Here is a 1,855-nt window from a genome sequence, read left to right on the forward strand (position 1 = left end):
GCCCCGCACAGAACACTGTGCGGGGCCCCGTCACGTACGGGTCGAGGTCCGGCTCACCCGCCGCCGAGCAGGCCGCCCACGAGGCGGTCGTTGCGGCCGCCGCCCGTGCTGCCGCCGCTCGTGCCGCTCTCGGGTGCTGCGCCGCCGCTGCCGCCGCTGGACGTGGGTCCGGCGGTCGCCGACGTCGGAGGCTGCTGCGGGGAGGACTGCTGGGGCGGTGCCTGGCCGGTGGTGCCCTGCGTCTGGCTGGGCTGCTGCCCCTGGCCGGCGGCCGCGCCCGCGCCCGCGGTCTCGCGCGCCGCACCGCCCGGCGGGGTCGCCGTGGCGCCCTGTGTGGGGCTCGCGGAGCTCCCCTGGGTCGGCGCACCGGAGCCGGTGGCCGTGGGGCTCTGTGACTGGCCCTGGCGCTGCCGCTGCTTTCCGGGCTCCTCCGGGAGCGGTGAGCCCGGCAGTTCGTTGCGCGGGGCCTCGCCGGGTCCCGGCACGGTCACGCGGTCGGCATCGCGCACGGCGCCGCCGAGCATCGAGCCGATCAGCAGGGTGAGGCCGACGACGAGCGCGCCGACGAGCGCGCCGCGCCGCAGCACACGGCGCCGCAGGTCCCAGATGTGGACGCGCGGTCCGAGTGTCCGCCAGGCCTCGCCCGCCAGGCGTCCGTCGACGGAGTAGACGGGTGCGCCGGCGATGATCAGCGGCGACCAGGCGGCCAGGTAGATGATGTCGGGCGCGTCGTAGGCGGGGACGGTCTTCCAGCTGACGGTGACGATGAGCGCGGCGGACAGGAGCACGCCGATGCCGGCCGCGACCCGCTGCCAGAGCCCGAGCACCGTGAGCACTCCGACGATGATCTGCAGGAAGGCGATGCAGAGCCCCGCGCCCACGGGGTGCGAGAGGGCGAAGTCACGCAGCGGTTCGGCGAGCGCCCAGGGGTGCAGCGAGTTGAGCCACTTGACCATGGAGCCGCGGTCGCCGCCGTCGAAGTACACGGGGTCGCAGAGCTTGCCCATGCCGGCGTAGATGGAGATGAATCCGAGGAAGACGCGCAGCGGGAGCAGCACGACGCCGAGGTTCATGCGGCGGCCGGGGTAGTAGGCGTGCCGGACGGGGTCGGCCCCGTGGCGCCTTCCGGCCTGGCGGTCGCCCGCGTTGTCGGTGTCGTCGAAGTCGTCGAAGCCGTCGTCGTACTCGTCGTCCCGGTAAGGGAGTCGTTCGTCGAGGTCGCTCTCCGGCATGGGCATGCGCGGGATGAGCCGGGTCTCGGGGTCGGGGTGACGAGGACCGATGACGGCAGGCGTGGCCTGCGTACTCTCGAGATCGTCGTCGACATCGATGCGGGGGATGACCTGCGTGGCGCCTCCGTCGTCGTAGGAGGAGCCGCCTGCTTCGGCCGAATGGCGCAGGCCGGTGCCGCGCACCGCCTGCAGCAGTCCGGTGGCTCCGGGGTCGCCCGGCTCGGACTTCCCGCTCCAGACGACGGGCGAGCGGCGCCGTGCGGCGGCGCCGGCCGCGGGGATACGCAGGGTGTCGTCGGCATTGCTCAAGTGCCGTGCGATACGCGGGGATTGGGTCCGCTGCGCGGTGGGGAGCTGCACGCGGAAGCTCGCGTGGTTCACGATGACCTGGGCCGGGTCGCTCGGCACCTTCACCATGCTCAGCGCGGGAGCTTCGTCGAACCCTGACGAGCTTCCCCCCGTGGGATTGCGGGGCGTTCTGGTGTCCACACTCATCTAACCGAGTGATGTGTGTTTAGGACACTGCCTTGACCGCGTGGAAATGTCCGGACCGCGTCAAGATCTTCGCCGGGCGTCGGCCGCCCCCCCGGATCCAGGGGGGGCCAAGAACCGGGCGGTGTGAA

The 1,855-nt window shown here is 73.0% G+C and carries 1 protein-coding gene; it reads right to left on the reverse strand.

What is annotated here, in order from left to right; genetic code table 11:
* Window positions 1-53: 53 nt before the first annotated feature.
* Window positions 54-1,727, reverse strand: coding sequence for a DoxX family protein (locus tag ACWGIH_RS32260; RefSeq protein ID WP_453448896.1), 1,674 nt, complete (start codon window positions 1,725-1,727; stop codon window positions 54-56).
* Window positions 1,728-1,855 lie beyond the last annotated feature (128 nt).

This window comes from Streptomyces sp. NPDC054872, assembly GCF_053610705.1.